Annotated in this window: 25 protein-coding genes and 1 pseudogene; 13 read left to right on the top strand and 13 right to left on the bottom strand. The window is 72.3% G+C overall.

Annotation, left to right across the window (positions count from 1 at the left end; all coding sequences use genetic code 11):
• The 4 genes from OG429_RS36710 to OG429_RS36695 all read right to left on the bottom strand — a co-directional run bounded on the left by OG429_RS36710 (position 1) and on the right by OG429_RS36695 (position 3,794).
• The gene (locus OG429_RS36710) at positions 1–837 is read right to left on the bottom strand and encodes an ABC transporter ATP-binding protein (RefSeq protein ID WP_405676803.1); all 837 of its coding nucleotides are present in this window, start codon (positions 835–837) and stop codon (positions 1–3) included.
• Positions 838–927: 90 nt separating this feature from the next.
• Positions 928–2,190, bottom strand: a complete 1,263-nt coding sequence (locus OG429_RS36705; protein WP_405681291.1) for a HAMP domain-containing sensor histidine kinase — start codon at positions 2,188–2,190, stop codon at positions 928–930.
• On the bottom strand, positions 2,187–2,855 hold the full coding sequence (cseB, locus tag OG429_RS36700) for a two-component system response regulator CseB (protein WP_405681292.1): 669 nt from the start codon (positions 2,853–2,855) through the stop codon (positions 2,187–2,189). The genes OG429_RS36705 and cseB overlap by 4 nt, the downstream gene beginning before the upstream one ends.
• A gap of 528 nt (positions 2,856–3,383) precedes the next feature.
• Positions 3,384–3,794 (bottom strand): hypothetical protein, encoded by a 411-nt coding sequence (locus OG429_RS36695; protein ID WP_328929577.1) that lies wholly within the window; start codon positions 3,792–3,794, stop codon positions 3,384–3,386.
• Positions 3,795–4,489: 695 nt separating this feature from the next.
• On the opposite strand from OG429_RS36695, the pseudogene OG429_RS41620 reads away from it, so the two are divergent.
• Positions 4,490–5,242 (top strand): annotated as a pseudogene (locus OG429_RS41620) (cytochrome P450); the annotation flags it as partial.
• Here OG429_RS41620 and OG429_RS41615 read toward each other — a convergent pair.
• The gene (locus tag OG429_RS41615) at positions 5,191–5,565 is read right to left on the bottom strand and encodes a protein kinase domain-containing protein (RefSeq protein ID WP_405959386.1); all 375 of its coding nucleotides are present in this window, start codon (positions 5,563–5,565) and stop codon (positions 5,191–5,193) included. The pseudogene OG429_RS41620 and the gene OG429_RS41615 sit on opposite strands and share 52 nt — an antisense overlap.
• A gap of 183 nt (positions 5,566–5,748) precedes the next feature.
• Positions 5,749–7,191 (bottom strand): FAD-dependent oxidoreductase, encoded by a 1,443-nt coding sequence (locus OG429_RS36685; RefSeq protein ID WP_328929575.1) that lies wholly within the window; start codon positions 7,189–7,191, stop codon positions 5,749–5,751.
• Positions 7,192–7,230: 39 nt separating this feature from the next.
• Here OG429_RS36685 and OG429_RS36680 point away from each other — a divergent pair, with 39 nt between their 5' ends.
• The 4 genes from OG429_RS36680 (at position 7,231) to OG429_RS36665 (ending at position 10,521) form a co-directional block, all read left to right on the top strand.
• Positions 7,231–7,881 carry a TetR/AcrR family transcriptional regulator C-terminal domain-containing protein gene (locus OG429_RS36680; protein WP_328929574.1) on the top strand — a complete coding sequence of 217 codons (651 nt, stop codon included), beginning with the start codon at positions 7,231–7,233 and terminating at the stop codon, positions 7,879–7,881.
• A gap of 103 nt (positions 7,882–7,984) precedes the next feature.
• Positions 7,985–8,896 carry a class II aldolase/adducin family protein gene (locus OG429_RS36675; RefSeq protein ID WP_328929573.1) on the top strand — a complete coding sequence of 304 codons (912 nt, stop codon included), beginning with the start codon at positions 7,985–7,987 and terminating at the stop codon, positions 8,894–8,896.
• 9 nt (positions 8,897–8,905) lie between these two features.
• Entirely contained in the window at positions 8,906–9,649 is a 744-nt protein-coding gene (locus OG429_RS36670; RefSeq protein WP_328929572.1) for a TetR/AcrR family transcriptional regulator, read from the top strand.
• Entirely contained in the window at positions 9,646–10,521 is an 876-nt protein-coding gene (locus OG429_RS36665) for an alpha/beta fold hydrolase (RefSeq protein ID WP_328929571.1), read from the top strand. Before OG429_RS36670 ends, OG429_RS36665 begins: the two co-directional genes overlap by 4 nt.
• On the opposite strand, the gene OG429_RS36660 is transcribed toward OG429_RS36665, so the two are convergent.
• A complete protein-coding gene (locus OG429_RS36660; RefSeq protein WP_328929570.1) occupies positions 10,499–10,969 on the bottom strand; it encodes a hypothetical protein in 471 nt (156 codons plus the stop codon). The two genes, OG429_RS36665 and OG429_RS36660, sit on opposite strands and share 23 nt — an antisense overlap.
• Positions 10,970–11,055: 86 nt before the next feature.
• A complete protein-coding gene (locus OG429_RS36655; protein ID WP_328929569.1) occupies positions 11,056–11,373 on the bottom strand; it encodes a hypothetical protein in 318 nt (105 codons plus the stop codon).
• A gap of 153 nt (positions 11,374–11,526) precedes the next feature.
• On the opposite strand from OG429_RS36655, the gene OG429_RS36650 reads away from it, so the two are divergent.
• Complete coding sequence (locus OG429_RS36650) at positions 11,527–11,682, top strand: CsbD family protein (protein WP_405681294.1); 156 nt, start codon at positions 11,527–11,529, stop codon at positions 11,680–11,682.
• A 139-nt stretch (positions 11,683–11,821) separates the two neighbouring features.
• Here OG429_RS36650 and OG429_RS36645 read toward each other — a convergent pair whose 3' ends face one another.
• Together OG429_RS36645 and OG429_RS36640 are read right to left on the bottom strand one after the other, a co-directional pair.
• On the bottom strand, positions 11,822–12,931 hold the full coding sequence (locus OG429_RS36645; protein ID WP_328929567.1) for a baeRF2 domain-containing protein: 1,110 nt from the start codon (positions 12,929–12,931) through the stop codon (positions 11,822–11,824).
• Positions 12,932–13,237: 306 nt separating this feature from the next.
• Positions 13,238–13,531: an acylphosphatase gene (locus OG429_RS36640; protein WP_328929566.1), complete on the bottom strand. Its 294-nt coding sequence runs from the start codon at positions 13,529–13,531 to the stop codon at positions 13,238–13,240.
• A gap of 109 nt (positions 13,532–13,640) precedes the next feature.
• Between OG429_RS36640 and OG429_RS36635 the strand changes: the two genes are divergently transcribed.
• Entirely contained in the window at positions 13,641–14,027 is a 387-nt protein-coding gene (locus OG429_RS36635) for a VOC family protein (protein ID WP_328929565.1), read from the top strand.
• A 12-nt stretch (positions 14,028–14,039) separates the two neighbouring features.
• Here the strand turns inward: OG429_RS36635 and OG429_RS36630 are convergent, their stop codons facing one another.
• Entirely contained in the window at positions 14,040–14,933 is an 894-nt protein-coding gene (locus OG429_RS36630) for an oxidoreductase (protein ID WP_328929564.1), read from the bottom strand.
• Between the two features lie 106 nt (positions 14,934–15,039).
• Here OG429_RS36630 and OG429_RS36625 point away from each other — a divergent pair, with 106 nt between their 5' ends.
• Together OG429_RS36625 and OG429_RS36620 are read left to right on the top strand one after the other, a co-directional pair.
• Positions 15,040–15,699: a DUF4389 domain-containing protein gene (locus OG429_RS36625; RefSeq protein ID WP_328929563.1), complete on the top strand. Its 660-nt coding sequence runs from the start codon at positions 15,040–15,042 to the stop codon at positions 15,697–15,699.
• A gap of 25 nt (positions 15,700–15,724) precedes the next feature.
• Positions 15,725–16,714: an Acg family FMN-binding oxidoreductase gene (locus OG429_RS36620; protein ID WP_328929562.1), complete on the top strand. Its 990-nt coding sequence runs from the start codon at positions 15,725–15,727 to the stop codon at positions 16,712–16,714.
• A 16-nt stretch (positions 16,715–16,730) separates the two neighbouring features.
• Here OG429_RS36620 and OG429_RS36615 read toward each other — a convergent pair whose 3' ends face one another.
• Both OG429_RS36615 and OG429_RS36610 read right to left on the bottom strand, forming a co-directional pair.
• On the bottom strand, positions 16,731–18,608 hold the full coding sequence (locus OG429_RS36615) for a PAS domain S-box protein (RefSeq protein ID WP_328929561.1): 1,878 nt from the start codon (positions 18,606–18,608) through the stop codon (positions 16,731–16,733).
• Positions 18,609–18,834: 226 nt separating this feature from the next.
• On the bottom strand, positions 18,835–19,344 hold the full coding sequence (locus tag OG429_RS36610; protein ID WP_328929560.1) for a hypothetical protein: 510 nt from the start codon (positions 19,342–19,344) through the stop codon (positions 18,835–18,837).
• A gap of 297 nt (positions 19,345–19,641) precedes the next feature.
• Between OG429_RS36610 and OG429_RS36605 the strand changes: the two genes are divergently transcribed.
• From OG429_RS36605 to OG429_RS36590, 4 genes are all read left to right on the top strand, one after another.
• Positions 19,642–20,328, top strand: a complete 687-nt coding sequence (locus OG429_RS36605) for a response regulator transcription factor (protein ID WP_328929559.1) — start codon at positions 19,642–19,644, stop codon at positions 20,326–20,328.
• On the top strand, positions 20,325–21,710 hold the full coding sequence (locus OG429_RS36600; RefSeq protein WP_328929558.1) for a HAMP domain-containing sensor histidine kinase: 1,386 nt from the start codon (positions 20,325–20,327) through the stop codon (positions 21,708–21,710). Before OG429_RS36605 ends, OG429_RS36600 begins: the two co-directional genes overlap by 4 nt.
• 124 nt (positions 21,711–21,834) lie before the next feature.
• Positions 21,835–24,078: an MMPL family transporter gene (locus tag OG429_RS36595; RefSeq protein ID WP_328929557.1), complete on the top strand. Its 2,244-nt coding sequence runs from the start codon at positions 21,835–21,837 to the stop codon at positions 24,076–24,078.
• Entirely contained in the window at positions 24,075–24,794 is a 720-nt protein-coding gene (locus tag OG429_RS36590; RefSeq protein ID WP_328929556.1) for an LmeA family phospholipid-binding protein, read from the top strand. Before OG429_RS36595 ends, OG429_RS36590 begins: the two co-directional genes overlap by 4 nt.
• The last annotated feature ends 93 nt before the right edge of the window (positions 24,795–24,887 follow it).

The following is a 24,887-nucleotide window of genomic DNA, read 5'->3' as shown; positions in this document are numbered from 1 at the left end:
TCAGCTGGTGCGCGAGCGGGTGTCGAATGCCTTCATCCGGTCCAGCACCCGGTCCGCGGTGGGACGTGTCATCTCGTCGACCAGGCGGCCGTCGGCGAGGAAGACCACGCGGTCGGAGTAGCCCGCGGCGACGGGGTCGTGGGTGACCATGACCACGGTCTGGCCCAGCTCGCGCACGGAGTCGCGCAGGAAGCCGAGGACCTCCGCCCCGGCACGGGAGTCGAGGTTGCCGGTGGGCTCGTCGCCGAAGACGATCGCGGGGCGGGAGACCAGGGCGCGGGCGACCGCGACGCGCTGCTGCTGCCCGCCGGACAGCTGTCCGGGACGGTGGTCGAGGCGCTGGGAGAGGCCCACCATGGAGACCACGTGGTCCAGCCACTGCTGGTCGGGCCGGCGGCCGGCGATGGTCAGCGGCAGCGTGATGTTCTCCAGCGCGGTCAGTGTCGGCAGCAGGTTGAACGCCTGGAAGATGAAGCCGATCCGGTCCCGGCGCAGCTCGGTGAGCCGGCGGTCGTCGAGCGTGCCCAGTTCGGTGGTGCCGATGCGGACGGAGCCGGAGCTGAACGAGTCGAGTCCGGCGGCGCAGTGCATCAGGGTGGACTTGCCGCAGCCGGAGGGACCCATGATCGTCGTGAACTCGCCCACCCGGAAGGAGATGCTGACACGGTCCAGGGCGACGACGCGGGTGTCTCCGCTGCCGTAGACCTTCGACAGGTCGGTGGTGGCGGCCGCGGTCCCGGTCGTCGGGTGCGGCGTGAGCGTGGCGATCACGTCACGGGGGTCGGCGGTCACGGGGACTCCTCTTCGGGTGCGGTCTTCGGGTGCGGAAGGGTGCATGCCAAAGGGTGTCCGGGGGACGTATCAGGAACTCAGCAGCCGTGTATCGGCGTCCGCTCCGCTTCGTAGCGGTTCTGCGGGGCCGGGCGGTCAGGCCGGCAGGCGCAGGGTGGCGACGGCGCCGCCGTCCGGGGCGTTGTCCAGGCGCAGTTCGGCGCCGAGGAGCCGGGCCTGGCCCTGGGCGATGGTCAGGCCCAGGCCGTGGCCCGAACCGCGCTCCGGCCTGCCCGTGTGGAACCGGCGCGGGCCGTCGCGCAGCAGATCGGGCGGGAAACCGGGACCGTGGTCGCGCACGACGACGGTACGGCCCTCGACGGTGACCTGCACCGGGGTGCTCCCGTGCCGGTGGGCGTTGACGACGAGGTTGCTGACGATCCGTTCGAGACGGCGCGGATCGGTCTCCACGGTCTGCGCGGTCTCCGCCTCGGCGACGGCGACCTCCGCGTCGAGGCCGGTACGCGCCACGGCCTCGGAGACGACCGCGTCGAGCGGGACATGGGCGCGCACCGGCTGTTCGGCGCCGGCGTCCAGCCGGGAGATCTCCAGCAGGTCCTCGACCAGACCGCGCAGATCGCGCACCCGGGCACGGAGCAGGTCCTCCGTCTCACCGGGCGGCAGCAGATCGGCGGCGGCCAGCAGACCGCCGACCGGAGTACGCAGCTCGTGGGCCACGTCCGCGGTGAACTGGCGCTCGGTGCGCAGCCTTCGGCTCAGGCTGTCCGCCATGCGGTCGACGGTGGCGGCGATGTCGGACACCTCGTCGCGGCCCTTGGTGGGCCCGGTTCGGGCATCCAGGTCCCCGGCGGAGATCCGGCCCGCGGTCTCGGAGACCCGCCCCAGCCGGCGGCCGAGCAGCCCGGCTCCGTAGACGGCCAGCGGCGTGGCCGCCGCGAGCGCGACCAGCGAGGCCACGGCCATGATCACGTCGAGCCGGCGCAGTTCGTGGAGTTCCGAGCTCATGTTGACGTGGACGGCCAGCACCCGGCTGCCCGAGCCGTCGACCCGCTGGGCGCCCCAGACGCTCGGGCCCAGATTCCCGAGGACCTGTGCGTCGTAGGCCGTGTGCCGGGCGTCGTCGGCCGGGCGCCGCAGTGTGGCGGGCAGCTCGGCCGGATCGAGCTCGGCGCCGTCCGCCAGGATTCCGGTACGACGGTAGGTGTCCATGGCCGAGTACAGGCTGTTGAAGGCCTGCCCTTCGGCCCGGCTCCGGATGTCCTGTGCGGTCCACAGGTGCACGAGCACGCCCACGGCCGCCGCGACCAGGCAAGCGGTGGACGCGGCCAGCGCGGCGATCTTCCAGCGCAGGGGCACGCGGGCGGACCGCGGCCGGTGGAACGGGCGCACCGGGCTCAGCGCCTGAGCTTGTAGCCGAAACCGCGGACCGTCTCGATCCGGTCGCGGCCCAGCTTGCTGCGCAGCCGCTGCACGCACAGGTCCACGACCCGGCTGTCGCCGTCCCAGCCGTACTCCCACACGTCCCGCAGCAGGGTGTGCCGTTCCAGCACGATGCCCGGGTGGGCGGCGAACTCCAGCAGCAGCTTCAGTTCGGTCGGGGTCAGCGCCACCGGGCTTCCCGAGACGAACACCTCCAGGCCGCCGGTGTCGATGGTCAGGTCCCCGAAGACCAACAGCTCACGCCCGGACGGTGACGGCCCGTCGCCCGTGGCCCGCTCGGGTTCCGGGGAGGGCGCGTAGGTCGCCCGCCGCAGCAGCGAACGGATGCGTGCCACGAGCACGTAGGTGTCCACGGGTTTGACCACGTAGTCGTCCGCCCCGGCCTCCAGACCGGCGACGACGTCGAGTCCGTCGCCGCGGGCGGACATCATCAAAACCGGCACCAGGCTGGTCTCCCGGACCCTGCGGCACAGGCCGATCCCGTCCAGGCCGGGCAGCATCACGTCCAGAATCAGCAGGTCGAAGCTTTCGTCGCGGAAGAGCTCCAGCCCCGCCAGCCCGTCGGCCGCGGCCTTCATCCGGTATCCGTAGCGCTCGAGGGCGACGGTGAAGGACCGGCGCATCAGGTCGTCGTCCTCCACCAGCAGTACGCGCACGGGGCGCGGAGAGGCCGGGGCCGGGACGGACGAGGGCACGGGCAGATCACTCCTGTTCGGACGAACGGACGGACGGACGGATGGTCGGGAGGTACGCGCCGCGCGTGCGCTCACGCGCGGCCGATGACCTGAACGAACGATAGGGCAGACACCGGGCGTGGCCGTTGCGTCGCATACCGGACACGCGTCACAGCCGTGGCAGCACCTTCCATCCGCTGACGCCCAGGTCAGGCCGGTCGGCACGGCTCAGTCGGGGGCCAGGTCCACGACACTCCGGCTCCGGGCGGCCCCCTTCGGCACTGCCCGGCACACCGATTCGATGGACAACCAAGCGCTCCCTGATACCTGCCCGATACGAAAGCCGTCCGGGGCGGTGCGCCGCTCCGAGATCACGGCACCGGTCGGGCGCGGGATGTCGCGCTCATGGAGAATCCCGCCCGATCTGAGCGATCGGACGGGATTCTCACGATGGAACGGGGAGCCTCGCCTGTGCGGCTACTTGCCGGTGGGCCCACCCTGATGCGGCGCGGGCGCGGGCGCGGGAGCCGGTGCGGGTGCGGGCGCGGGCGCGGGGTCGACCGGCTTCGGGTCGATGGGCTTCGGCTTCTCGGGCTTGAACTCGCAGTACACCTTGCCGCTGACGAACTTGCAGCCGGGCATGTTCTCGATGTCGCGAGCCCTGTTGCCCTTCTTGCCCTTCTTGTTCTTGGTACCGCTGTTGTGGCTCTTGTTCTTGCCCTTCGGGTCGCCGTGCGCCGGCTTGCCCTGGACAGCTGTCGTGGTGACACCGGCGTGCGTCGTCGCGGGGGCGGCGAAGGCACTCGAGGGGAGCAGGGCGCCTCCGGCGGCCAGGGCCGTCGACAGGCCGAGCATCACGAAACGCTGCTTGCGGGTAGTGCGGATCACGGTGGTTCTCCTTCGGGAAAGGGTTCGTGGTGTGTGGTGTGCGGTGCGGGCTGAGGGGGTCATCCGTCCTCGGTGAACCCGCATCTCCAGTAAGCCCCGCCGAGCAGACAAGGTCATGTCCCCACATTTCGTACCTTGACAGACGGGGACACCTCTGGGCCGCGGATTCCCGGCCCTCCGTACACGGCAGGCGCCCCCGGGGCACGTCACATGGCTCTCTGACTCCCCTGCGCAAGCTGGCCCTCGTAGCGGTCTCCGCCGCCGCGCTTCTCGGTGCCGGATCGGCGTACGCCGCATCGAGCTCCGCCCCTCTGTCAGACGATCCCTCAGGGGCGAGGGCCCTGCGCCAGAGTTCGGTGAGGAGCGCGTTCAGCTCCTCCACTCCACACAGCGCGTATTACTACTACTACGTACAGGAGCGCTGACCCGTGTCGTCGATCTCCGTGCCTCCCGGTCCCCTCGGGACCGGGAGGCACGGCAGCAGACGCGCATTCGACCGGGACCGGCTCGGCTTCCTGCTCCACCAGCGGGAGTACGGCGACCTGGTGCGCTTCGACGACGAGCTGTACGTAGTGAACTCGCCGGGCCTGGCGGAGGAGGTGCGCAAGCACACCAACAGCACCTACACCATCACGCGGGACCTGCTGGGCGAGGAGGCCGACGGAGGCCGCGCCTCGGAGGACCTGGCCCGGTGGATGCGTGCCCGCAGCCTGGCGGGGCGCGGCCTGAACCGGAGCGGATTGCGCGCCGCCGGGGACGGCCTCGCGGCGACGGCGGCCCGTCACGCGGAATCCTGGCGGGCCCGGGGCAGGATCGAGGCGATCCCCGCGCTGGAGGAGCCCAGCGCCCGGCTCATCGCCGAGTTCTGTCTGGGGCCCGAGGTCGGCCAGGTCCCCGCCTTGGTGGCCCGTCTGCAGGATGCGCGACTGCCCGGCACCGTGCCCCTGCCCCTGCCCGCCCGCTGGCCGTCGCCGCGCAGGCGGCGCCTGCACCGTGTCGGACGGGAGCTGACCTCGGAGGTGTCCCGGCTGCTCGACCTGCGCAGAAGGCGGCAGGAGGACTCCCCCGGAGTCGTCGCGGACCTCCTCAACACCGCGTGCGACGAGGACGCGATCACGCGCGAGGAGGCGGTCAGCATCGTCGTCGCCAACCTGTTCGCCGCCCACGAGACCACCGCCGCCGCGCTGGCCTGGCTCTTCCTCCTCCTCGACCAGAACCCGCAGGTGCGTCGGCGGGTGCTGGCCGAGGTCGACCGGGAGCTGGCGGGCCGGCTGCCGACCGCGGCCGACCTGCCCCGCCTGGTCGTCACCGAGGCGGTCGTGAAGGAGACGCTCCGGCTCTACCCGCCGCTCTGGTTGCTGGAAAGGACGGTGGACCAGCCCACCGAACTCGCCGGCTACCCACTGCGCCCCGGCCAGCGGGTCGCGGTCAGCCCCTTCGTGCTCCACCGGGACCCGAGCAACGTGTCGGCGACGTCGCGGGCCATGGCCACAGCCCGTGCGACCGGCAGCGGGCCCGTGCGCAGGATGTCGGCCAGGGTCCGGCCGTCGATGTACTCCATGACCAGGAACGGGACGGCCTCGGCGCCGTCGACGTCCTCGCCGACGTCGTACGGCGTCGCCACGCCCTGGTGGGAGAGGGCCGCGCCGGTCCGTGCCTCGCGGCGGAACCGTTGGCGGAACTCCTCCTGACGGGTGAGTTCGACGGGTAACACCTTCACGGCCACGGTACGGCCGAGCTCGCGGTCGACGCCCTTCCAGACCTCGCCCATGCCCCCTCGGCCCACCAGCCGCAGCAGTTCGTACCGCCCCGCCAGAACGCGCATACCCGAGTGCCCCCCGCCGCTCGACGGCCATTGCCGCGGCCACCGTACCCAGCGGCGTCCCGGGTGGACAGGGCGTGCGCCCGCCGGGCTCGAACGCCGCTCTCCCTTTCCGCGGCGCAGCGGACGCGGTCAGCACATCTGGACGCCCACCTGGGCCGCGTACCGCTTCGCTCCTTCGGCCGTCTCGCCCGCCCACCCGACGTAACCGTCGGGCCGGACGAGGAACACCCCGTCCCCGTACAGCTCGTACGACGGGATCCGCGCGGTACGGCAGGTGGGGAGCTCCGGCAGGTCCGGGCCCGTGCCGACCGCCAGCAGTGTCCAGTGCGGCCCCTGGAACACGTCGAAGAGCCGTACGCCGCCGCGGATCCCGTCCGGCGCCCGGTCGCCCGCCCGCAGGACATCCTCGGACAGGCCGGTGCGGGTCTCCACCGCGAGGGATGAGCCCCGGTAGCCCAGGCCAAGCTGGTTGGTGGCTTCGCCGCGCCGGACCTCGCCCCGGTGGACCCGGGTGGACAGGCCGAGCATTTCCGCGGCGATGGGCAGCCGCTCCTCCTCGTAGGAGTCGAGGAGGGACTCGGGAGCCGCGCCGCTCAGCACCGCGCCCAGCTTCCAGCCCAGGTTGTACGCGTCCTGGACGCTGGTGTTGAGCCCCTGGCCGCCCGCGGGCGAGTGGACGTGCGCGGCGTCCCCGACGAGGAAGACGCGGCCCTCGCGGAACCGGTCGGCCATCGCGGCCCGCGGCCGGAAGTCCGAGGCCCAGCGCACCTCGGTCACGGCGTCGGGCGCGAGGTGCGAGTACGCGGCGACGAGCTCACGGATGCCGTCGAGGGAGAGGTCTGTCTCCGAGCCCGCCGGGAGCTGCGCCGCGACCTGGAAGTCCTCCGTGCCGGCCAGCGGGCAGATCGCGAGGAAGCCCCTGCCGTCGGCGGGCGGGAAGACGTGCCAGTTGTCACGGTCGAGCCCCGTGATCCGGACGTCGGCCACCAGCATCGGATTCGGGTCCACGGTCTCGCCGGTCATGCCGATCCCGAGGGCGCGCCGCACGGTGGAACGGCCGCCGTCGGCGGCGACGGCGTAGCGTGCGCGGACGGGGGCGCCGGAGGCGAACTCGGCCGTCACGCCGCCCCGGTCCTGCGTGATCCCGACCAGCTCCCGGCCGAAGGCGACGTCCGCGCCCAGCTCCGTCAGCCGCGCGAAGAGGATCTCCTGGGTGCGCCACTGCGGCACCATCCAGGTTTCGCTGTACGGCGAGCCCTCGCTCGACCCGCTCTCGTCGAACATCCGGTGCTCGCCCTGGCGGTTGCCGTCCTGCCAGATCATCCCGACCGGGTAGGACGCGCCCGCGGCCCGGATCGCGTGGTGCAGGCCGAGGTCGTCGAGGACCTCCAGCGTGCGGGGCTGAAGACCCTTGCCCCGCGATCCGGGGAAGAGCCCGACCGCCCGTTCCACGAGGAGGGCCCGCACCCCGCGCCGGGCGAGGTCGACGGCGAGCGCGAGGCCGGCGGGGCCCGCTCCGACGATCAGTACGTCCGTGTCCACGACATTCTCCTTAACAGCGTTAAGTTCCATGCCCCAGAGAGTGCCCTTAACGGTGTTAAGCTGTCAAGCGTGGTTACCCGGAAATCCCCCAAGATGGACAAGAAGCAGGCCGTCGCGACCGGCCTGAGGCTGCTGAACGACGCCGGACTCGACGGGCTCACCCTGCGGGCCATCGCCAAGGAGCTGAACGTCCAGGCGCCGGCCCTGTACTGGCACTTCAAGAACAAGCAGGAACTGCTCGACGAGATGGCGACGGAGATGTACCGCCGGATGGTCGCCGACTCGCGGCTCACCCCGGGCGCCACCTGGCAGCAGCGGCTCCTGGACGTCAATCGAGGCCTGCGCACCGCGCTGCTCGGCTACCGCGACGGCGCGAAGGTCTTCAGCGGATCGCGCTTCACCGGCACCGAGCACGCGGTCCAGATGGAAGAGAACCTCCGCGCCCTGGTGGAGGCCGGCTTCGAACTGTCCGCCGCCGTCCGGGCCACTTCCACGGCCTACTTCTTCACCCTCGGCTTCGTCACCGAGGAACAGGGCGTCGAGTCGCTCCCGGGCGAGCGCAGGGAGGGCTACGACGTCGACGAACGCGCCGCACGCATGGGCGACTTCCCCCTCGCCGCAGCCGCGGGCGCCGACCTCTTCCAGGACTTCGACGCGGGCTTCGAGGAAGGCCTGCGCCTGGTGATCGCGGGCATCGAGGCGCGGTACGGGGTCGGCTGACCACCGCCGCACCAGGCACCGGCGGCCGACCCGGGTCTTGCGCTGTGCGTCCAATGGACTCATTATGTGCGTCCAACGGACGCACATCGGAGTGAGGCGGGGCGTGGACGAGGCGACGGGCATGCAAGGGCACGACGGGACGGACGCGAAGCCGGACACGGCGACGGACGCGAGGACGGGCCCGGCGACGGGAGCCGCTCCGGGGGACGGCGGCGGGCAAGGGCTGCGCGGCAGCGCGTTCCTCCCGCGGCAGGAGAACCTCGAACTGCCCCTGCCGCCCGTGTTCACCGATCCCGCGCGGGAGCGCGAGCACCGCAAACAGCGGCTCGCCGGCGCCTGCCGCGTCTTCGGTCGCCTCGGCTTCTCCGAAGGGGTCGCCGGGCACATCACCGTGCGCGACCCCGAGTACCCGGACATGTTCTGGGTCAACCCGTTCGGCATGTCCTTCCGGCACGTCCGGGTCTCCGACCTGATCCTCGTCGACCACGAGGGACAGGTCCGCCACGGCAGGCGCCCGGTCAACCGGGCCGGATTCGTGATCCATTCCGCCATCCACGCCGCCCGTCCCGACGTGGTCGCCGCCTGTCACGCCCACGCCCTCCACGGGAAGGCCTTCTCCAGCCTGGGACGCCTGCTGGACCCGATCACCCAGGACGCGTGCGCCCTGTACGAGCAGCACACCGTCCACCGGGACGGCGCCGGTGCCGTGGTGGTCGAGGAGGAGGCCGGCCGGCAGCTCGCCGCCGGGCTGGGGCCGCACAGGGCCGTCATCCACCAGAACCACGGCATCTTCACCGTCGGCGAATCCGTCGACGAAGCGGCCTGGTGGTTCATCTCCATGGAGCGCAGCGCCCAGGCGCAGCTCCTGGCGGAAGCCGCGGGCACTCCGCACCTGATCGACCCCGAGGCCGCCCGGCACACCCGGGACCAGACCGGGTTCCCGCTCGCGGGCTGGTTCTCCTTCCAGCCCCTCTGGGACGAGATCGTCCGCACGGAACCCGACCTCTTCGAGTAGGCGCCATCCATGACACCCCAGCCCGAAGCCGAAGCCACCGCCGCCCGCCAGGAGCCCGGATCCCCCGCGTGGTGGCAGGCCCGCTACGCGGAACGCGACCGCCGCAGGCCCCGCGAGGGCGGGCTGACGCTCGACCGGATCACCGCGGGAGCGCTCGAACTGGCCGACCGTGAGGGCCTGGAGGCGCTCACGATGCGCCGGCTCGGCGACCACCTCCAGGTCCGCCACACCTCCCTGTACCGGCACGTCGCGAGCCGGGAGGAGCTGTTGATCGCGACCGTCGACCACATGCTGGGCGAGATCCGGCTGCCCTCGCTCGACGGGGACTGGCGGGCCGGTCTGGAAGGCGGGGCCCGGGAGTTCCGCCGGGTCCTCGCGGCGCACCCTGCGGTCGTCCCGCTGCTGACCACCGGTCAGTTGCTGGGTCCCCATGCCCTGCGAGCCCGTGAGCACGCCCTCGAGCAGCTCCTCGCCCACGGGTGGTCGCCCCGGTCGGCCGTCCACGTCTACCTCACGGTCACCCACTTCGTGATCGGTGCCGCGGTCCTCGACTCCGGCGGCGCGGCGCGCACCGCCGGACAGCGTGCCGCGATGGCCGACCTGTTCGCCTCCCTTTCCCCGCGCACCCACCCGGTGGTCCACCGCCACGCCGAACTGCTCAACTCACTCGACTCCGAGGCCGAGTTCGAGTTCGGCCTGCGGACACTGCTGCACGGGCTGAGCCACCTGCACGCCGAGGAGGCCTCTGGATGACCGGCGACCGGGTCCTGCCGCCGCTGCGCCGCTGGACCGAGGGCGGCGGCACCGTGCGGATCGGCGGTCACTCGGTCTTCGTACGCCAGGACGGGCTCGCGCACGGCGCGCCCGTCACCCTCGTCCACGGCTTCCCGACCTCCTCCCACGACTGGGCGGCCGTGGTCCCGGCCCTCGTCGCGGCCGGACTCCGGGTCACCACGCTGGACCTGCTCGGCTTCGGGGAGAGCGACAAGCCCCGACGCCACCGCTACTCGGTGCTCGACCAGGCCTCTCTCGTCGAGGAGGTCTGGCGCCGGTACGGGATCGGCAGCACCGCCCTGGTCGCGCACGACTACGGGGTGAGCGTCGGCCAGGAACTGCTGGCCCGCGACCCGGCCCGGATCGCCCGCATGGCCTGGCTGAACGGCGGGCTCTATCCCGATCTGCACCGCCCCGTGCCGATCCAGCGCCTGCTGCACGGCCCGCTGGGGCCGCTGCTCGCGCCCCTCACCACGGAGCGGCGGTTCGCCGCGACCCTGCGCGGGGTGCTGGGACGGCCGGTCCACGACGAGGACGTGCGCGACCTGTGGGCGGCGGCGTCCCGCGCCGGCGGCCACCGCCTCGCCCCGAGACTGCTGCGGTACATCGACGAGCGCCGTCGGCACGCCGCGCGCTGGACCTCGGCCCTGGAGGGCTTTTCCGGGCCCACGCTGTTCGTGTGGGGGCCTGCCGACCCGATCAGCGGCGCGCACGTACTCGCCCGGGTCCGGGCGCGCATGCCGCGGGCCCACGTCGTGGAGCTCGCCGGGCCTCCGGCCGTCGGACATTACCCGCAACTGGAGGATCCGGAGACGGTCGCAACAGCGCTCACCGGGTTCCTGGCGCCCTGAGGCGAACCCGCTGGGCCTCGGCGCGCAGGCCCGGGTGACCGGCGGACGGGGTCCGGCGCTCGACGTCAGCGGCGCCGGTCGGGGTCGTCGAAGCGGAGTACGGTGTTGACGCCCCGGCGCAGGGCGCGCGCCGTGGGCGGTGGGGCGTAGGAGAGCCGGAACAGGAGCAGTTCGGTCTCGCCCGGGTGCCGCGGGACGAGGGCGGAAAGCCGCTTGCGCAGCTGTGCAGGGTGGCGGTTTCCGTCGCGTCGAGTCCGCCGCCGTCGCCGCGCTCGACGCGGGCCAAGAGGTACAGGGTGTCCCGCACCGCCGTCGCCTCACCGCGGGCCAGTATCCCGGTCAGATCCGACCGTTGCCCGGGGTCGCCCGCGGCGAACAGCCGCGGACGCCAGTGGCTCGCGCCGTCGGCCGCCCGGGCGGCGGAGTTGATCTGCGCTTCCAGACTCATCGTGCACCTTCGGCAGGTCGTGGTCGGGGGCGTCGGCCAGGGTGCCGACTGTACCGACGAGTACGCGGCCACCGCGTGCGGTTACCTCACTCGGTGTCGTCCCGGGCGAGTTCGAGCGCCACTTCTTGGAGGACCTGCTCGGTGGGCCGCTCCGGGTCCATCTCGTCGTAGGCGTCGGCCACCGACTCGAAGGCGAGGATGAATCCGCTGATCAGTGCGCTGAGGGGCTCGGAGAGCTGGCTCAGCACCGACAGCCCGGCCTCCTCGGGTCCCGCGGAAGCCGGAACGATGAACTCGTCGGGGATCACCTCGCCGAGCAGATCGGACACGAATCCTTCCTCGGCGCCGCCGCGCAGGGCTGTGAGGGCGGCGATGGCCTTGAGCTTGATCTCGTTCTCGGTCACGTTTCGAGCGTAGGAGCAAGGCGGCCGGGAGGCCGCCCGACCCACGGTTCGGACTGCGGAGACCGGGAGCGTTTGGAGGGGCCCGAACGGGTTAGGCGCAGCGGAGTAAGAGGTTCCAAACGATGGGAGTGGATCGTGTCGGGCGAAGAGAAGATGAAGGCCAAGAAGGAACAGGCAAAGGGCAAGGCCAAGGAGACCGTGGGCCGCACCGTCGGCAACGAGAGCCTCACCGCGAAAGGTCGTGGGGAGCAGGCCAAGGGCGACGCCCGCGCGGCCAAGGAGAAGATCAAGGACACCTTGGAGGACTAGCGGGTGTGGCAGGCGGGTGCGCAAGCCCGCTCCTCCCTCACGACGGCGCCCCCGGGCCGATGCCCGGGGGCGGCCTCATGACGCGGGAGGGCGACATGAGCAGCCCCGGGCCGGCCGTCATGGGCCCGTGCGGCGGTGGTCACGAGCCCGTGTAACGGAGGGCCACCGCGACGCCGTCTTCGAGCGGCAGCTCTTCGTCCGGTACGGAGATCAGGTCGGCCTGGGTTCCCGCCGCCGCGCGGATCAAGGCCGCGCCGGGTGCCGGCTCCTCCCAGTAGTAGTGCAGGCCGAAGGCGCTCAGCTCCTCGCCCGTCAGAGCCAGGTGGACGGGGGCGGCGCCGACCCACAGGTGCCGGTCGAGCCGTACGGGCCGGCTGAGGATCAGGGTCTGGGCCTGCCCGCGCTGGAGGGCGGCCACCACGGCGGCGAGTCCTTCGACGTACTCCGGGTGGCGGGCGCGTTGCGCGAGGAAGGTGTCCACCTGGTGCCTGTCGCGATCGCAGAGCCTGCCGTCGAGCAGGATGGCGAGCTCCTCCTCCAGAAGGGCCCGGCCGGTCTCCCGTCGGCGGTGCTGCCCGTCCTTGAGCTTCACGAGCGCGCCGTGCAGCCGGCTCGGTGCGGCCCTCATGAGGCTGTTGACGGCCCACGGGTCCCCGGCCACCACGACCATCTCGGTACCCGTCTCGTCCATCCCGGTCACCAGTTCCCCGACGAGCCGCTCGACCTCCCCGGGCCAGCCGTCCACCGGTATCCGCCGGCGGGAGCGCGCCCCCGGCGCGACGCGGCTCGTCGGCCACCGGCCGCTCTCGCAGTCGATCTCGAGCTCCTCGTCCGCGCCGGGGTGCCCGCCGGTGTGCTCGGGGACGTGCACGCGGTGCAGGATGACCACCGCGTACGGGATGTCCGGGGTGTGCTGAAGGGCGAGCGACAGCGTGTCGGGCAGCATGCCGTACAGCGCCGTGTCACGGGCCGGGGGCTCCGGGAGGCACTCGGCGAGGACGAGCTCCCCGTGGGCGGCGAAGACGGCCTGGCCGTGCCGTCCGGCCACCTCGCGGCCCGTGCCGACGGCGCCGCCGATCGCGTCGACCGTGGCCCGGTCGGCGTCGTGGGCCAGCAGGCTCTTGCGGAGGTCGTGCCATCGCAGTTCCACGGCCCGGTCGGCGTCGTCCAGGTCACGGGAGGTGTCGAGATACACCGAGGCGACGGGGCCGGGATGGGCGTAGAGCGGATCGAGGAACTGCAGCTTCACGGCTTCCTCCCGCGGAGAAGGAGTGCGCGTCGGCGCATCGGCCGCCTCCCCTACAGCGACGGCGGCCGCGGGCTCCCGGGTGCCGGTTCGGCGTCCGGGGCGGGGTTCGGTGCGGGGCGCGGGGCCTGCGGATCACCGGGCCGCGGATGCGTGGGAGGCGCCGGGCTGGGCTCCGACGGATCACGCGGGTGGGGATGCGTGGGCGGGCCGGTCTTCTGATGCCTCATGCTGCGCCCCTACCCCCGTCGGGGAGCCGTAGACGCGACGGGAAAGGGCACCTGCCGACGGGAGGCGGAACGCGCCCGCTCAGACCGCGTCCCGGGGAGTGGACCGTACTTCGAAGCCGAAGAGTTCCTCCGGCGTGCCGGTCACCTCGCGGACCTCGACGGCGCGGACCTCGGCCGCCGCAGGCCCCGTACGCGCCCACCGCACCATCGCCGCGACGGCGTCCTCGCCCCCTTCGAACCATGCCTCGACATCGCCGTCGGGCAGGTTCCGCACCCACCCCGACACACCGTGCGCCAGCGCCTCACGGCGGCACGTGTCCCGGAAGAACACCCCTTGCACGATCCCCGACACGATCACGCGCTTGCGTACCATGCTCCGACCATAAGGCCGGCCGCGTCCACATTCCGGGCCGCGGGCCCGGGTCGTGCCACAGGTGTGTCGGGAACACCCGACGGGACGCCGCGTGGGCCAAGGTGGGGACATGGTGCATGTATTGGGCAGCAGGATTCTGCTGCGTCCCACGGATCCCGAGCGCTCACGCGCCTTCTACGGCGACACCCTGGAGCTGGCCGTCTACCGCGAGTTCGGCACCGGCCCCGACCGGGGCACGGTCTACTTCCTGGGCGGCGGGTTCCTGGAGGTGTCGGGACGCGCCGAGGCGCCGCCCGCGCCCGGGCTGCAGCTGTGGCTCCAAGTCGCGGACGTGCAGGCGGCGTACGAGGAGCTGAGCGGCCGGGGTGCCGAGGTGCTGCGGCCTCCACGGCGCGAGCCCTGGGGCCTGATCGAGATGTGGATCGCCGACCCCGACGGCGTGCGCATCGCCGTCGTGGAGGTGCCGGCGGACCACCCGCTGCGCTTTCGTCCCTGATCGGGCAGCCCCCTACCCGGGGAACGACACCCCGGTGAGATCCTCCGACACCCGCCACAGGCGGCGGGCCCGCGCGTCGTCCCGGGCCTGGGGGCTCAGGACGGCCGGGCCGGGGTGCCCCCGCAGTTCGCCGCGGCCCTGCGGGCCCGTGTAGCTGCCGCCGGGCAGCGGCTGGGTGGCGGCGTACAGGATGGGCAGGGCGCCCATGGCATCGGACTGGGCAATGAACCGGTTGGTGACCTTCATGATCGCCCGCTGGACGGGGCTGCCGCTGCCGCCCTGGAGGTTCGTCGCCGCGTACCCGGGGTGGGCGGCATGCGCCGTGACGGGTGAGCCCGCTTCGGTGAGGCGGCGCTGGAGTTCGCGGATGAAGAGCAGGTCGGCCAGCTTCGACTGCTGGTACGCGCGCCAGGGACTGTAGTTCCGATGCGAGTTGATGTCGTCGAAGTCGATGTCGACGCCCTTCCTGCGGTGGGCGTTGGAGGCGACGGAGACGACACGGCCGGTGATCCACGGCAGCAGCAGGTTGGTGAGCGCGAACGGTCCCAGGTGATTGGTGCCCAGCTGCATCTCGAAGCCGTCGGCCGTGCGGCGCTCCGGGACGGCCATGACCCCGGCGTTGTTGATCAAGGTGTCGAGCGGCCCGTCCCACTGCGCGGCGAAGGCCCGGACGGAGGCGAGGTCGGCCAGGTCGAGCCTGCGGACCTCGGCGTGCCTGCCGCAGCCGGCCGCCACGGCGTCGCCCCGGGCGGTGTCCCGGACGGCGAGTACGACGTGGGCGCCCACCCGCCCGAGCTCACGGGCCGTGACGGCGCCCAGGCCGCTGCTGGCGCCCGTCACCACGATCGTGCGGCCCGTGAGGTCCGGCAGGTCGGCCGCCGACCAAGCCGCGGGGTACGCGCTCATGGTCACCAGTATCCCGGCGCGGCTGCGATGTGCGCGCCCGAGTGGAGTGCGGCGCGCTCAGCCCGGATGATGGGAGAGGGCGAGGTGAGCCGAGGAGGTGAGCTCCATGACCATGCAGACCTCCTACCCGCCGGTCACTGTGACGGCCAGGCTGGACGCTCCGCTCTCTCGCTGGCTGTGGCTGGTCAAGTGGATCCTGGCCATTCCGCACTACATCGTGCTGACCTTCCTCTGGATCGCCTTCTTCGTGGTCGGCGTGATCGCGTTCTTCGCCATCCTCTTCACCGAGCGTTACCCCCGGGCCCTCTTCGACTTCAACCTCGGGGTGCTCCGCTGGTCCTGGCGGGTCTCGTACTACTCGTACGCCGTGCTGGGGACCGACCGGTACCCGCCGTTCAGCCTCGGCCCCGAGCCCGACTATCCGGCCCGCCTGGACATCGCCTACCCCGAGCGGCTCTCGCGGGGCCTGGTCCTGGTCAAGTGGTGGCTGCTCGCCATCCCGCAGTACCTCGTGGTCGCCATCCTCACCGGGACGGCGCAAAGGGGCTGTTGGAGCGGTGGCCTGATCAGCCTGCTCGCACTGTTCGCGGTCGTCGCGCTGGCCTTCACCCGGAAGTACCCCCGCGATCTGTTCGACCTGCTGATCGGACTCAACCGCTGGGTGCTCCGCGTCACGGCGTACGCCGCGCTGATGACGGACGAGTACCCCCCGTTCCGTCTCGACATGGGCGGCGACGAGCACCCGGCCGCCGCAGCGCAGGACTGAAGCGCCGCACAGACAGGATCCGACCGTGTCCGCACCACCGCTCGACGCCACCGCGGTGCTCGCCCTCATCGAGGACGCCGTCACCGCACCGTCCATGCACAACGCCCAGCCGTGGAAATTCGTCCTGTGGCCCCACGACCGGAGGATCGAGCTGCACGGTGACCCCGAACGTGCCATGCCCCACACCGACCCGGATCTGCGGGCCCTGCATCTCGGCTGCGCCGCGGCCCTGTTCAACCTCCGGGTGGCCGCGGCGGAGCGCGGCTGGGAGGCGGCCGTCACGCTCCTGCCCGACAACGACAGACCGTGGCACCTGGCGGACGCGGTGCTGCGGGAGACCACGGCCGCGGACCCCGCCCTCACGTCCCTGTACCCCGCCGTGCGGCGCCGCCACACCAGCCGCTTCCCCTTCACCGATGAGGAGATCCCGCCCGCCGTACAGGACGGCCTGTGCGCGGCGGCCCTCCTCGAAGGGGCGCGGCTGTTCCTCCCCGACGTCTGGCACACCGAAGCCGTACTGGAGCTCGTACACGACTCCGAGCACCGCGAGGCGATGGACCCGGCGGCACAGGAGGAAACCGCCCGGTGGACCCGTACGGACGCGGCGCCCGACGGGCCGACCGACGCGGGCATCCCCGCGTACGCGTTCGGCCCCCGCCAGTCGGGATCCCGTGCGCCGGTACGGGACTTCGGCAGCTGGCGCCCTGTTCCGGGGCGTGAGTCGGCCGTCTTCGAGCAGAACCCCCGCATCGCGCTGCTCGGTACGTCGGAGGACACTCCGGCGGACTGGCTCCGCGCCGGCCAGGCGCTGCAGCGCGTCCTCCTGCGGGCCACGGCGGACGGGCTCGTCGCCTCGATGACCTCGCAGCCCCTCGAATGGCCCGAACTGCGCTGGGCCGTCCGCGACCCGGTAGCGCCGATGGGCCACGTCCACATGGTGCTGCGCCTCGGCTACGGCCCCCAGGGCCCCGCCACGCCGCGACGCCGGGCGGCCGATGTGCTCGACGTACGGTAGCCGCAGCGAAGCGGTGTCAGCGGCGCGGGGCGGGGAGCGGCAGGGAGAACCAGACGGCCTTGCCCTCGGCCGTCGGGAGGGTGCCCCAGGACGTGGCGAGGGAGTCGACGAGGAGCAGACCGCGGCCGGATTCGGCCTCGGGTGCGGCGAAACGGGCCTGGGGCAGGACGGGGCTGCCGTCGCAGACCTCGACGCTCAGTTCCCGGCCGGCTTGACGCAGTCGGAGGCGGACGGGGCCGCGGCTGTACCTCACCGCGTTGGAGAGCAGCTCGGAGGCGAGCAGGCAGGCCGTCTCGCGGAGCTGCTCGTCGTCCGTGCCCCACGACGCGAGGGTGGAGCGCAGGAAGCGTCGTCCCTCGCCGACGCTGCTCGGGTCGGCGGCCAGGACCACGGTCTGCGCGGTCACCGGGGTGTCGGGGATGCGGGCGAGCAGCAGGGTGACGTCGTCGGGGTTGTCATCGGCGTCCGGCAGCAGATCGGCCAGCAGTCGGTCGGCGGCGCCCTCCAGGCCGTCGGCCGTCGCGAGGGCCTTCTCCAGCGCCGCGGCGAGCCCGTCCACCTGTCCTTCGATGTCGCTCCCCGGAGTTTCCACCAGCCCGTCGGTGTAGAGGGCGAGCACGGAGCCGGGTTCGACCGTGTGACGGCTTTCGTGGTGGGGCACCTCGCCCACGCCGAGCGGCACGCTCACCTCGGCCGGCAGCCGGCTCACCTCCCCGCTCGCGGCGACCAGCAGGACCGGCAGGTGCCCGGCCGAGCAGACCGTTATTTCGGCGGCGTCGGCGTCGACGACCAGGTAGCAGCAGGTGACGAACTGGTCCGGGAGTTCACTGACCACGGCGTCGAGGGCGCGCATGAGCTGCCAGGGAGCCATCCCGGTCTTGGCCAGGGCGTGGGAGGCGGATCTGAGCTGTCCCATGACGGCGGCGGCGTCCAGGCCGCGTCCCATCACATCGCCGATCATGACGCCGACCCGGCCGCCGCCCAGGGGGATCAGGTCGAACCAGTCGCCGCCCACTCCGGCGCCCTGCCGGGCGGGGAAGTAGCGGCTCGCCGTCGGCATGCCCGGCACGTCCGGCGGTGACCCCATGAGGCTCCGCTGGAGGGTGAGGGCGACGTGGCGCTGCTGTTCGTAGAGCTGGGCGAGCATCTCCTCGGCGGCCTTGCGGTCCGTGACGTCGCGGATGGCCGCGGAGACGAGGGTGCCGTCCGGCGTCTCCAGGGGGCTGAGGCTGATCTCGACGGGGAACTCGCGCCCGTCGCGGCACAGTCCGTACAGCTCCAGCCCCGCACCCATGGGCCGGACCTGGCGGTTGACGAAGTAGCTGTGCCGGAAATCGGAGTGGTGTCCGCGGAACCGCTGCGGGACGAGCACTTCGACCGGCCGCCCCAGCAGGTCCTCGCGGGCGTAGCCGAAGAGCGCCTCCGTCTGGGCGTTGACGAGCTGGATGATGCCGCTCTCGTCGACGATCACCATCGCGTCGGGCGCCGCCTCCAGCAGCGCCCGGAAGCGCTCCTCGGCGACCCTGCGTTCGCTGACGTCCCGCACGGCCGCCGAGATCAGCAGTCCCTCCGGGGTCTCCAGGGGGCTGAGACTGATCTCCACGGGGAACTCGCGCCCGTCGCGGCACAGTCCGTACAGCTCCAGGCCCGCGCCCATGGGGCGGACCTGGCGGCTCGCCGCGTATCCGAGCCGGTGGGCCGGATGGTGGCCGCGGAACCGCTCGGGCACCAGCACGTCGATGAGGTGCCCCAGGAGTTCCTCCCGGGGGTAGCCGAACAAGGCCTCCGTCTGTGCGTTCACGAGCCGGATCACGCCGGCGTCGTCCACGATCACCATCGCGTCCGGTGCCGCTTCCAGCAGAGCCCGGAACAGCTCTTCGGTCGTCGCTGTCACGCTGCGCCTCGCACTCGTCGAATCCCGCAGAAGCAGAAGGGGACATCCGACCACGTGGCCGAAAATCGCACCCCCGATTGACCGGCATGCGCAGGCAATTGACCAGTTCTGCTCGACGCCGTCGCCGACTCTGCACGACATCCGCGGTGCGCGGCGGCCTCGCCGGTGTGACACCGGCGAGGCCGTGATCCCGCTCAGGGCACCGGCGAGGCCGGGACTCCGTGCGTCAGAGGGCGCTCTTCGTCGCGCTCCCGACGACGCACTCCTTGAACTCGCTGCCGTCGCCCTTCCCGGTGTAGGCCGTCGTGGCCTCGGCCTGCTGGGACGCACCCGCCTTGACCTTGAGCGCGGTCACGTTGGCCTGGGCCAGGTCCGCGGTCGAGGTGGCGCCCCGGAACTTCATGGTGATGTTGTAGGTGTAGTCCACCGAACCGCTGTTGGTGACGGTGAGCCGGGCGACCATCTTCTTGCTCGCGGCGTCCATCTTGCAGTTGTCTATCTTGATGTCGCGCTCGGCCTTGTTGTTGCTGCTGGAACCGCCGCTGACGGTTCCACTGCTGGTGCTGCCGCTGGTGCTGTTGCTGTCGTGGCTGCCACCGCTGGTGCCCCCGCTGGAGCTGCTGTGGCTCGAGCCGTGACTGCCGCCGCAGCTCCCGCCGTGGGAGCCGCGGGCTCCGGTGAGTGCGACGATCGCGATTCCGAACACGGCAATGGCGCGGACATGGCGAAGCTTCACGTTCAACCCCGTTGAAATATCAGTGACTGAGACAGCCCGTCTTGACGGGCGCACGTCACCCTAACAGCGGGCTCGGACAATCTTGTCCGAGCGCCGCCGCGGGGCGGGAGTTCGCCCCGCAGGCCACGCGAACGGGCCGCCCACCAGGTGGTTTCGGAGCAGCCCCGGCCTTCACCGGCGGGTGCGAGGGAGCCGTCGGCGCATTGTTCGGGGAATGTACGGGTGGCGGCGCGTCCAGCGGAAGGCCGGATCGACGCGGTTAGCATCGACGGTGTTCACCGTATGCGAAAGGCAGTGATGACGGAGTCCAGGGGCCTCGTGCTGATCGTCGAGGACGAGCGCCACATCTCCGATGTGCAAAGGCTCTACTTGGCGCGCGAGGGATTCGGTGTCCACGTCGAGGCCGACGGGACCGCCGGGCTCGCGGCCGCGCGGCGGATGCGCCCGGTGGCGATCGTGCTGGACATCGGCCTGCCGGGCATGGACGGCATCGCCTTCTGCCGCGCCCTGCGCGACGCGGGCGACTGGACGCCGGTACTGCTGGTCACCGCGCGCGGTGAGGAGGCCGACCGGATCCTCGGCCTCGAACTGGGCGCCGACGACTACCTGACCAAGCCGTTCTCGCCGCGCGAGCTGGTCGCCCGGGTCAAGACCGTACTGCGCCGGGCGGCGGGGCCGCCCGGCCGGCCGCCCGAGAGCGTCGGCCGGCTCAGCGTGGACCCGGTCAGCCGCACCGTGCGCTGCGACGGTCAGCCGGTCGAGCTCACCGCCACCGAGTTCAATCTGCTCGCACACCTGCTCCAGCACGTGGGGCAGGTCTTCACCCGTGAGCAGTTGCTCGCCCAGGTATGGGGGTACCCGGGCTACCGAGACACCCGGATGGTCGACGTCTTCGTCTCGCAGCTGCGCGCCAAGCTCGGCGACGCCAGCCCGATCCGCACGGTCCGCGGCGTCGGGTACAGCGCGACGGCTCCCCGCACGTGAACCGCCCCCGTTCCGGCCCCCGTCGTGGCTCCCTGGCACGCAACATCGTGGTGCTGACCACCGTGGTGGCGGCGCTCGCCGTGGCGCTGACCGGGCTGGTCGCCTGGCAGACCGCCTCGCACGGCGCGGAGCAGCGCGAACGCGACCAGCTGACGCGTCAGGCAACGGTGCTCAGCCGCCTGCCGGCCCTGTCCGAAACGCTCTTCAACGGCGCCCAGGTACTGGCGGGGCCGAACGGTGTGCAGCTCGCGGTCATCGCCCCGGACGGCACGGTGAGCGGAACCGCCACCCCGGCCGTCGACCGGACCTCGAAGTCGGCTCTGCTGTCGGGGGAGCCGGTGTCCACCGACGGCATCCTGGGCGGCCAGGACGTGCTGCTGGTGGGGCAGCCCGGCGTGCGCGGCGGGGCGGTGGTGCTGGCCGAGCCGTACACGGTCGTCACCCGGAACACGAACCAGATCCGTCGCAACGTGATCGCGCCGCTGATCGTCGGCATGCTCGGCGCGGCCCTGGCCGGAGCGCTCCTGGCCCGCCGCATCGCGCGTCCGCTCGTGAAGGCCGCGCAGATCTCGCACCGGCTCGCCGACGGCGAACGCGGCGTACCGGCCCCGGTCGACGGTCCCCGGGAGACCGCGGACATCGGGCGCGCCCTCAACGTCCTGGACGAGGCGCTGGCGCGCAGCGAGAACCGGCAGCGGGAGTTCCTGCTCTCCGTCTCCCACGACTTGCGCACGCCGCTGACCGCGCTGCAGGGGTACGCGGAGGCGCTCGCCGACGGTCTGATCGAGCCGGAGCGGCTGGCCGAGGTCGGCGGCATCCTGGCCGACGAGACCCGCCGCCTGGACCGGTTCCTGGGAGACCTGCTGGACCTGGCCCGGCTGGAGGCGGACGACTTCCGCCTCGACGTGGCACCGTCCGACCTCTGCGCGGTCGTCGGCGAGGCCGCCGCCTTCTGGACCGGCCTCTGCGCACGCCACGGTGTCGATCTCCGGCTTGAGCAGCCGGGGCAGCCCGTCGTCGTCGAGACGGACGCCTTCCGGGTCCGGCAGCTGATCGACGGCCTGGTGCAGAATGCCCTGCGGGTCACGCCCCAGGGCGCACCCCTGGTCCTCGCCGTCCGCGCGGCCGCGGGCGGCGGGGCCGAGCTGCAGGTCCGCGACGGCGGACCCGGCCTCACCGACGACGACGTGCGCATCGCCTTCGACCACGGTGCCCTCAACGAGCGCTACCGGGGCACCCGCCCGGTCGGCAGCGGCCTGGGGCTGGCCATCGCCCACCGCCTGACCGGCCGCCTCGGCGGCGCCATCCGCGTCGACGGGCACGGCCCGGAAGGCGGCGCCTGCTTCACCGTCGCCCTGCCGCCGGCACCCGACGCGGCTTGAGGACGCGCGGGCCCTCGTCCCGGCCCTGATCCCGGCCCTCGTCCCGGCGGGCGCGCCCTCACCCGTACATTCCCCGAACAATGCGCCCACAGACGCCTTACACGCACCGCGCACAGTGAGCCCCATGAACACTCAATCGGCCGAGGGGCGCGGACTCCTCCACCGCAGCGGGCGCTGGTGCGCACGGCATGCTTGGCGGGTCGTGGCCCTGTGGGTGCTGCTCCTGATCGGCCTCGGGCTGGCCAACCACACGTGGGGCGGCACCTTCGCGGACAGCTTCTCCCTGCCCGGTACCCCTACCCAGACCGGCGCCGACCTGCTCACGGCCCACACGAGCGGTTCCGGTGGCACAGCCGCCCCCATCGTGATCACCACCGACCAGGGTTCGCTCACCAGTCACCGGGCCGCGATCGATTCGGCCGTCGGCAACCTGAGCCGCCTGCCGAACGTCCTGTCGGTGGCCGACCCGCTCACCACACCCGGGGCGGTCTCCGCCAACGGCGGCATCGCCCAGATGACCGTCCGCTTCAACGGCAACCCGGCGACCTTCGACCCGTCCTACCTCGCCGAGGTCGAGACCGCCGTCCAGCCGCTGCGCGCCGACCAGGTCACCGTCGAGTACGGGGCCCCGCTGGGGCAGCTGGCCACGCCCAAGTCCGCCGACCGCACCTCGGAGGCCATCGGTCTGGCCGTCGCCGTGCTCGTGCTGCTGATCGGCTTCGGCAGCGTCGCCGCCACCGGGCTGCCGCTGCTGACGGCCGTGACCGGCCTGGCCGTCAGCCTGGCCGGTCTCGGACTGCTCGCCCGGCAGTTCGACTTCGCCCAGGCGTCCCCGACCCTGGCCGCGATGATGGGTCTCGGTGTCGGCATCGACTACGCGCTCTTCCTGGCCACCCGCTACCGGGCTCTGCTGCACTCCGGAACGGAACCCGCCGAGGCGGTCGGGCGTACGGTCGCCACCAGCGGCCGTGCCGTGCTGGTCGCCGCCGCCACGGTCGCCATGGCCCTGGCCGGGCTCTGCGTCAGCGGCGTGAGCTTCATCGGCACCCTCGGCGTCGCGGCCGGGCTCAGTGTCGTCGTGGCCGCTGCCGCGTCCGTGACGCTGACTCCCGCGCTGCTGGGTCTGCTCGGCCGCCGGATCGACCGCCTGCACGTGCGTACGCCGGTCGCCGAACCCACCGGCGAGTCGGACGTCTGGCACCGCTGGGCCGTCAAGGTCAGCCGGCGCCCCTGGCTCTTCCTGGTGAGCGGCCTGCTCCTGCTCGGCGTCCTCTCCATCCCCGTCGCTTCCATGCAGCTCGGCCACGTCGACGCCGGAGCGCAGCCCACCAGCCGGACCGACCGCCGCGCCTACGACCTGATCACGGAGGGCTTCGGCCCCGGAGCCAACGGCACCGTCACCGTCGTCACCCACCTCGACAGCCGGCAGGTCGCCGACCAGGGCGAGCGCGGGGCCCTCGCCGACTCGATCCAGCAGGCGCTGGCCGAAGTACCCGGCGTCGCCTCCGTGACGCCCCCGGCCCCCAGCCCCGACCACGCCCTGCTCATCACCACGGTCACTCCCACCACCGGCCCGCAGGAGCGGGCCACCACCGACCTGATCCACACCTTGCAGAACGACACGGTGCCGACCACGCTGTCGGGCACCGGCGCCACCGGCTACGTCTCCGGCACCGCCGCCGCCACCCAGACCTTCACCGACACGCTCACCACCCAACTGCCCCTGATCATCGCCGTGGTGGTCGCCGCCGCGTTCCTGCTGCTGCTCACCGTGTTCCGCAGCCCGCTGATCGCGCTCAAGGCCGCCGTGCTCAATCTGTTCTCCATCGCCGCCGCCTACGGCGTGGTCGTCGCGGTCTTCCAATGGGGCTGGGGCGGCGCGCTGTTCGGCGTCACCGAGAAGGTGCCCGTCGAGTCCTACGTGCCGATGATGATGTTCGCGATCGTCTTCGGACTCTCCATGGACTACGAGGTCTTCCTGCTCTCCCGGATCCGCGAGACGTGGCTGCACCGCAAGGACAACCACCTGGCCGTCGCGACCGGCCTCGCCGCCACGGCCCGCGTCATCACCTGCGCGGCCCTGATCATGACCAGCGTCTTCCTGGCGTTCCTGCTCTCCACGAACGTCGCCGTCAAGATGCTCGCCCTCGGCCTCGGGGTCAGCGTCATCATCGACGCCACCGTGGTGCGCCTGCTCCTGGTGCCCGCGTGCATGTACCTCTTCGGGCGGGCCAACTGGTGGCTCCCCGGCTGGCTCGACCGGCTCCTGCCGCATCTCGACCCCGAAGGGCCCCCCGCCGCACCCAGCTCCCCGCCCGCCTCCCTGCCCGCCCCCGCCCTCGCGCCCGCCCGGGGAGAGCGCCGATGAACCAGCGCGTGACGAAGACCCGGGCAGCCATGCGCCGCCACCTCGTCCTCACGGTCACGACCGCCGTGCTCCTGGTGGCCGTCGTCGCCACGGGCGCGGCCGAGTACACGGCCCGCAACATGATCCGTGACCACATCGCGCAAGCGGCACCCGGCCTCGGCGACGACGTCGCGGTCAGCGCGTCCGGCGACTGGGTCCTGTGGGACCTGGCGCAGGAGAGCATCCCCCGGCTGGACATCAGCAGCGACGACGCCCGCCTCGGACCGCTCTCCCAAGTCTGCGTACGCGCACGGCTCGACGACGTCCGCCTCGGCGAGAAGACCACCGTCGGCAGCACCCACGTCCAGGTGACCGCCTCCCCGCAGTCCATCGCCACCGCGATCCGGACCGCCGCACCGTCCGTTCCGGTGACCACGGTCACCACGGACCCGGCGAACGGAACCGTCCTCGCCGCCGTCGGCCCGGGCGGCGTCGGACAGCTGACACTGCGTCCCGTGCTCGCGGACGGGAAGGTCACGCTCGCCGTGGACGGGCTCACCGTGTTCGGCCGCTCCGTCCCCACCAGCCGGTTCGGGATGGGCGACGGCGCTCTCGGAACTGAGCGGGGCGCGCTGAAGGAATACCCGCTCGGGCTCAAGGCCACGTCCGTAGACGTCCGGCCGGACGGCCTGCACGTCACCCTGACGGGCGGCTCCAGCACCCTGGTCGGCGCTTGACGTCCGCACTCCGCTTCCCGGCCCGTCCGGACATGCGAAGCCTTCGACCGAATGCTGCAATGACCGAGGAGGATTTCGCGATTCAGCAGGCCA

Source organism: Streptomyces sp. NBC_00190 (assembly GCF_036203305.1).
GTDB lineage: Bacteria > Actinomycetota > Actinomycetes > Streptomycetales > Streptomycetaceae > Streptomyces.
This window is presented reverse-complemented; position numbering and strand designations above follow the sequence as displayed.

What these genes read in the sequence shown, in the direction of transcription:
- OG429_RS36590 (WP_328929556.1), top strand. Translation starts at nt 24,075, where the DNA reads ATGAACCAGCGCGTGACGAAGACCCGGGCAGCCATGCGCCGCCACCTC.
- OG429_RS36630 (WP_328929564.1), bottom strand. Translation starts at nt 14,933, where the DNA reads ATGAGCGCGTACCCCGCGGCTTGGTCGGCGGCCGACCTGCCGGACCTC.
- OG429_RS36670 (WP_328929572.1), top strand. Translation starts at nt 8,906, where the DNA reads ATGACACCCCAGCCCGAAGCCGAAGCCACCGCCGCCCGCCAGGAGCCC.
- cseB (WP_405681292.1), bottom strand. Translation starts at nt 2,855, where the DNA reads ATGCGCCGGTCCTTCACCGTCGCCCTCGAGCGCTACGGATACCGGATG.
- OG429_RS36640 (WP_328929566.1), bottom strand. Translation starts at nt 13,531, where the DNA reads ATGGTACGCAAGCGCGTGATCGTGTCGGGGATCGTGCAAGGGGTGTTC.
- OG429_RS36635 (WP_328929565.1), top strand. Translation starts at nt 13,641, where the DNA reads ATGGTGCATGTATTGGGCAGCAGGATTCTGCTGCGTCCCACGGATCCC.
- OG429_RS36605 (WP_328929559.1), top strand. Translation starts at nt 19,642, where the DNA reads ATGACGGAGTCCAGGGGCCTCGTGCTGATCGTCGAGGACGAGCGCCAC.
- OG429_RS36595 (WP_328929557.1), top strand. Translation starts at nt 21,835, where the DNA reads ATGAACACTCAATCGGCCGAGGGGCGCGGACTCCTCCACCGCAGCGGG.
- OG429_RS36660 (WP_328929570.1), bottom strand. Translation starts at nt 10,969, where the DNA reads ATGAGTCTGGAAGCGCAGATCAACTCCGCCGCCCGGGCGGCCGACGGC.
- OG429_RS36685 (WP_328929575.1), bottom strand. Translation starts at nt 7,191, where the DNA reads ATGGAACTTAACGCTGTTAAGGAGAATGTCGTGGACACGGACGTACTG.
- OG429_RS36665 (WP_328929571.1), top strand. Translation starts at nt 9,646, where the DNA reads ATGACCGGCGACCGGGTCCTGCCGCCGCTGCGCCGCTGGACCGAGGGC.
- OG429_RS36650 (WP_405681294.1), top strand. Translation starts at nt 11,527, where the DNA reads ATGAAGGCCAAGAAGGAACAGGCAAAGGGCAAGGCCAAGGAGACCGTG.
- OG429_RS36710 (WP_405676803.1), bottom strand. Translation starts at nt 837, where the DNA reads ATGCACCCTTCCGCACCCGAAGACCGCACCCGAAGAGGAGTCCCCGTG.
- OG429_RS36625 (WP_328929563.1), top strand. Translation starts at nt 15,040, where the DNA reads ATGACCATGCAGACCTCCTACCCGCCGGTCACTGTGACGGCCAGGCTG.
- OG429_RS41615 (WP_405959386.1), bottom strand. Translation starts at nt 5,565, where the DNA reads ATGGGCGAGGTCTGGAAGGGCGTCGACCGCGAGCTCGGCCGTACCGTG.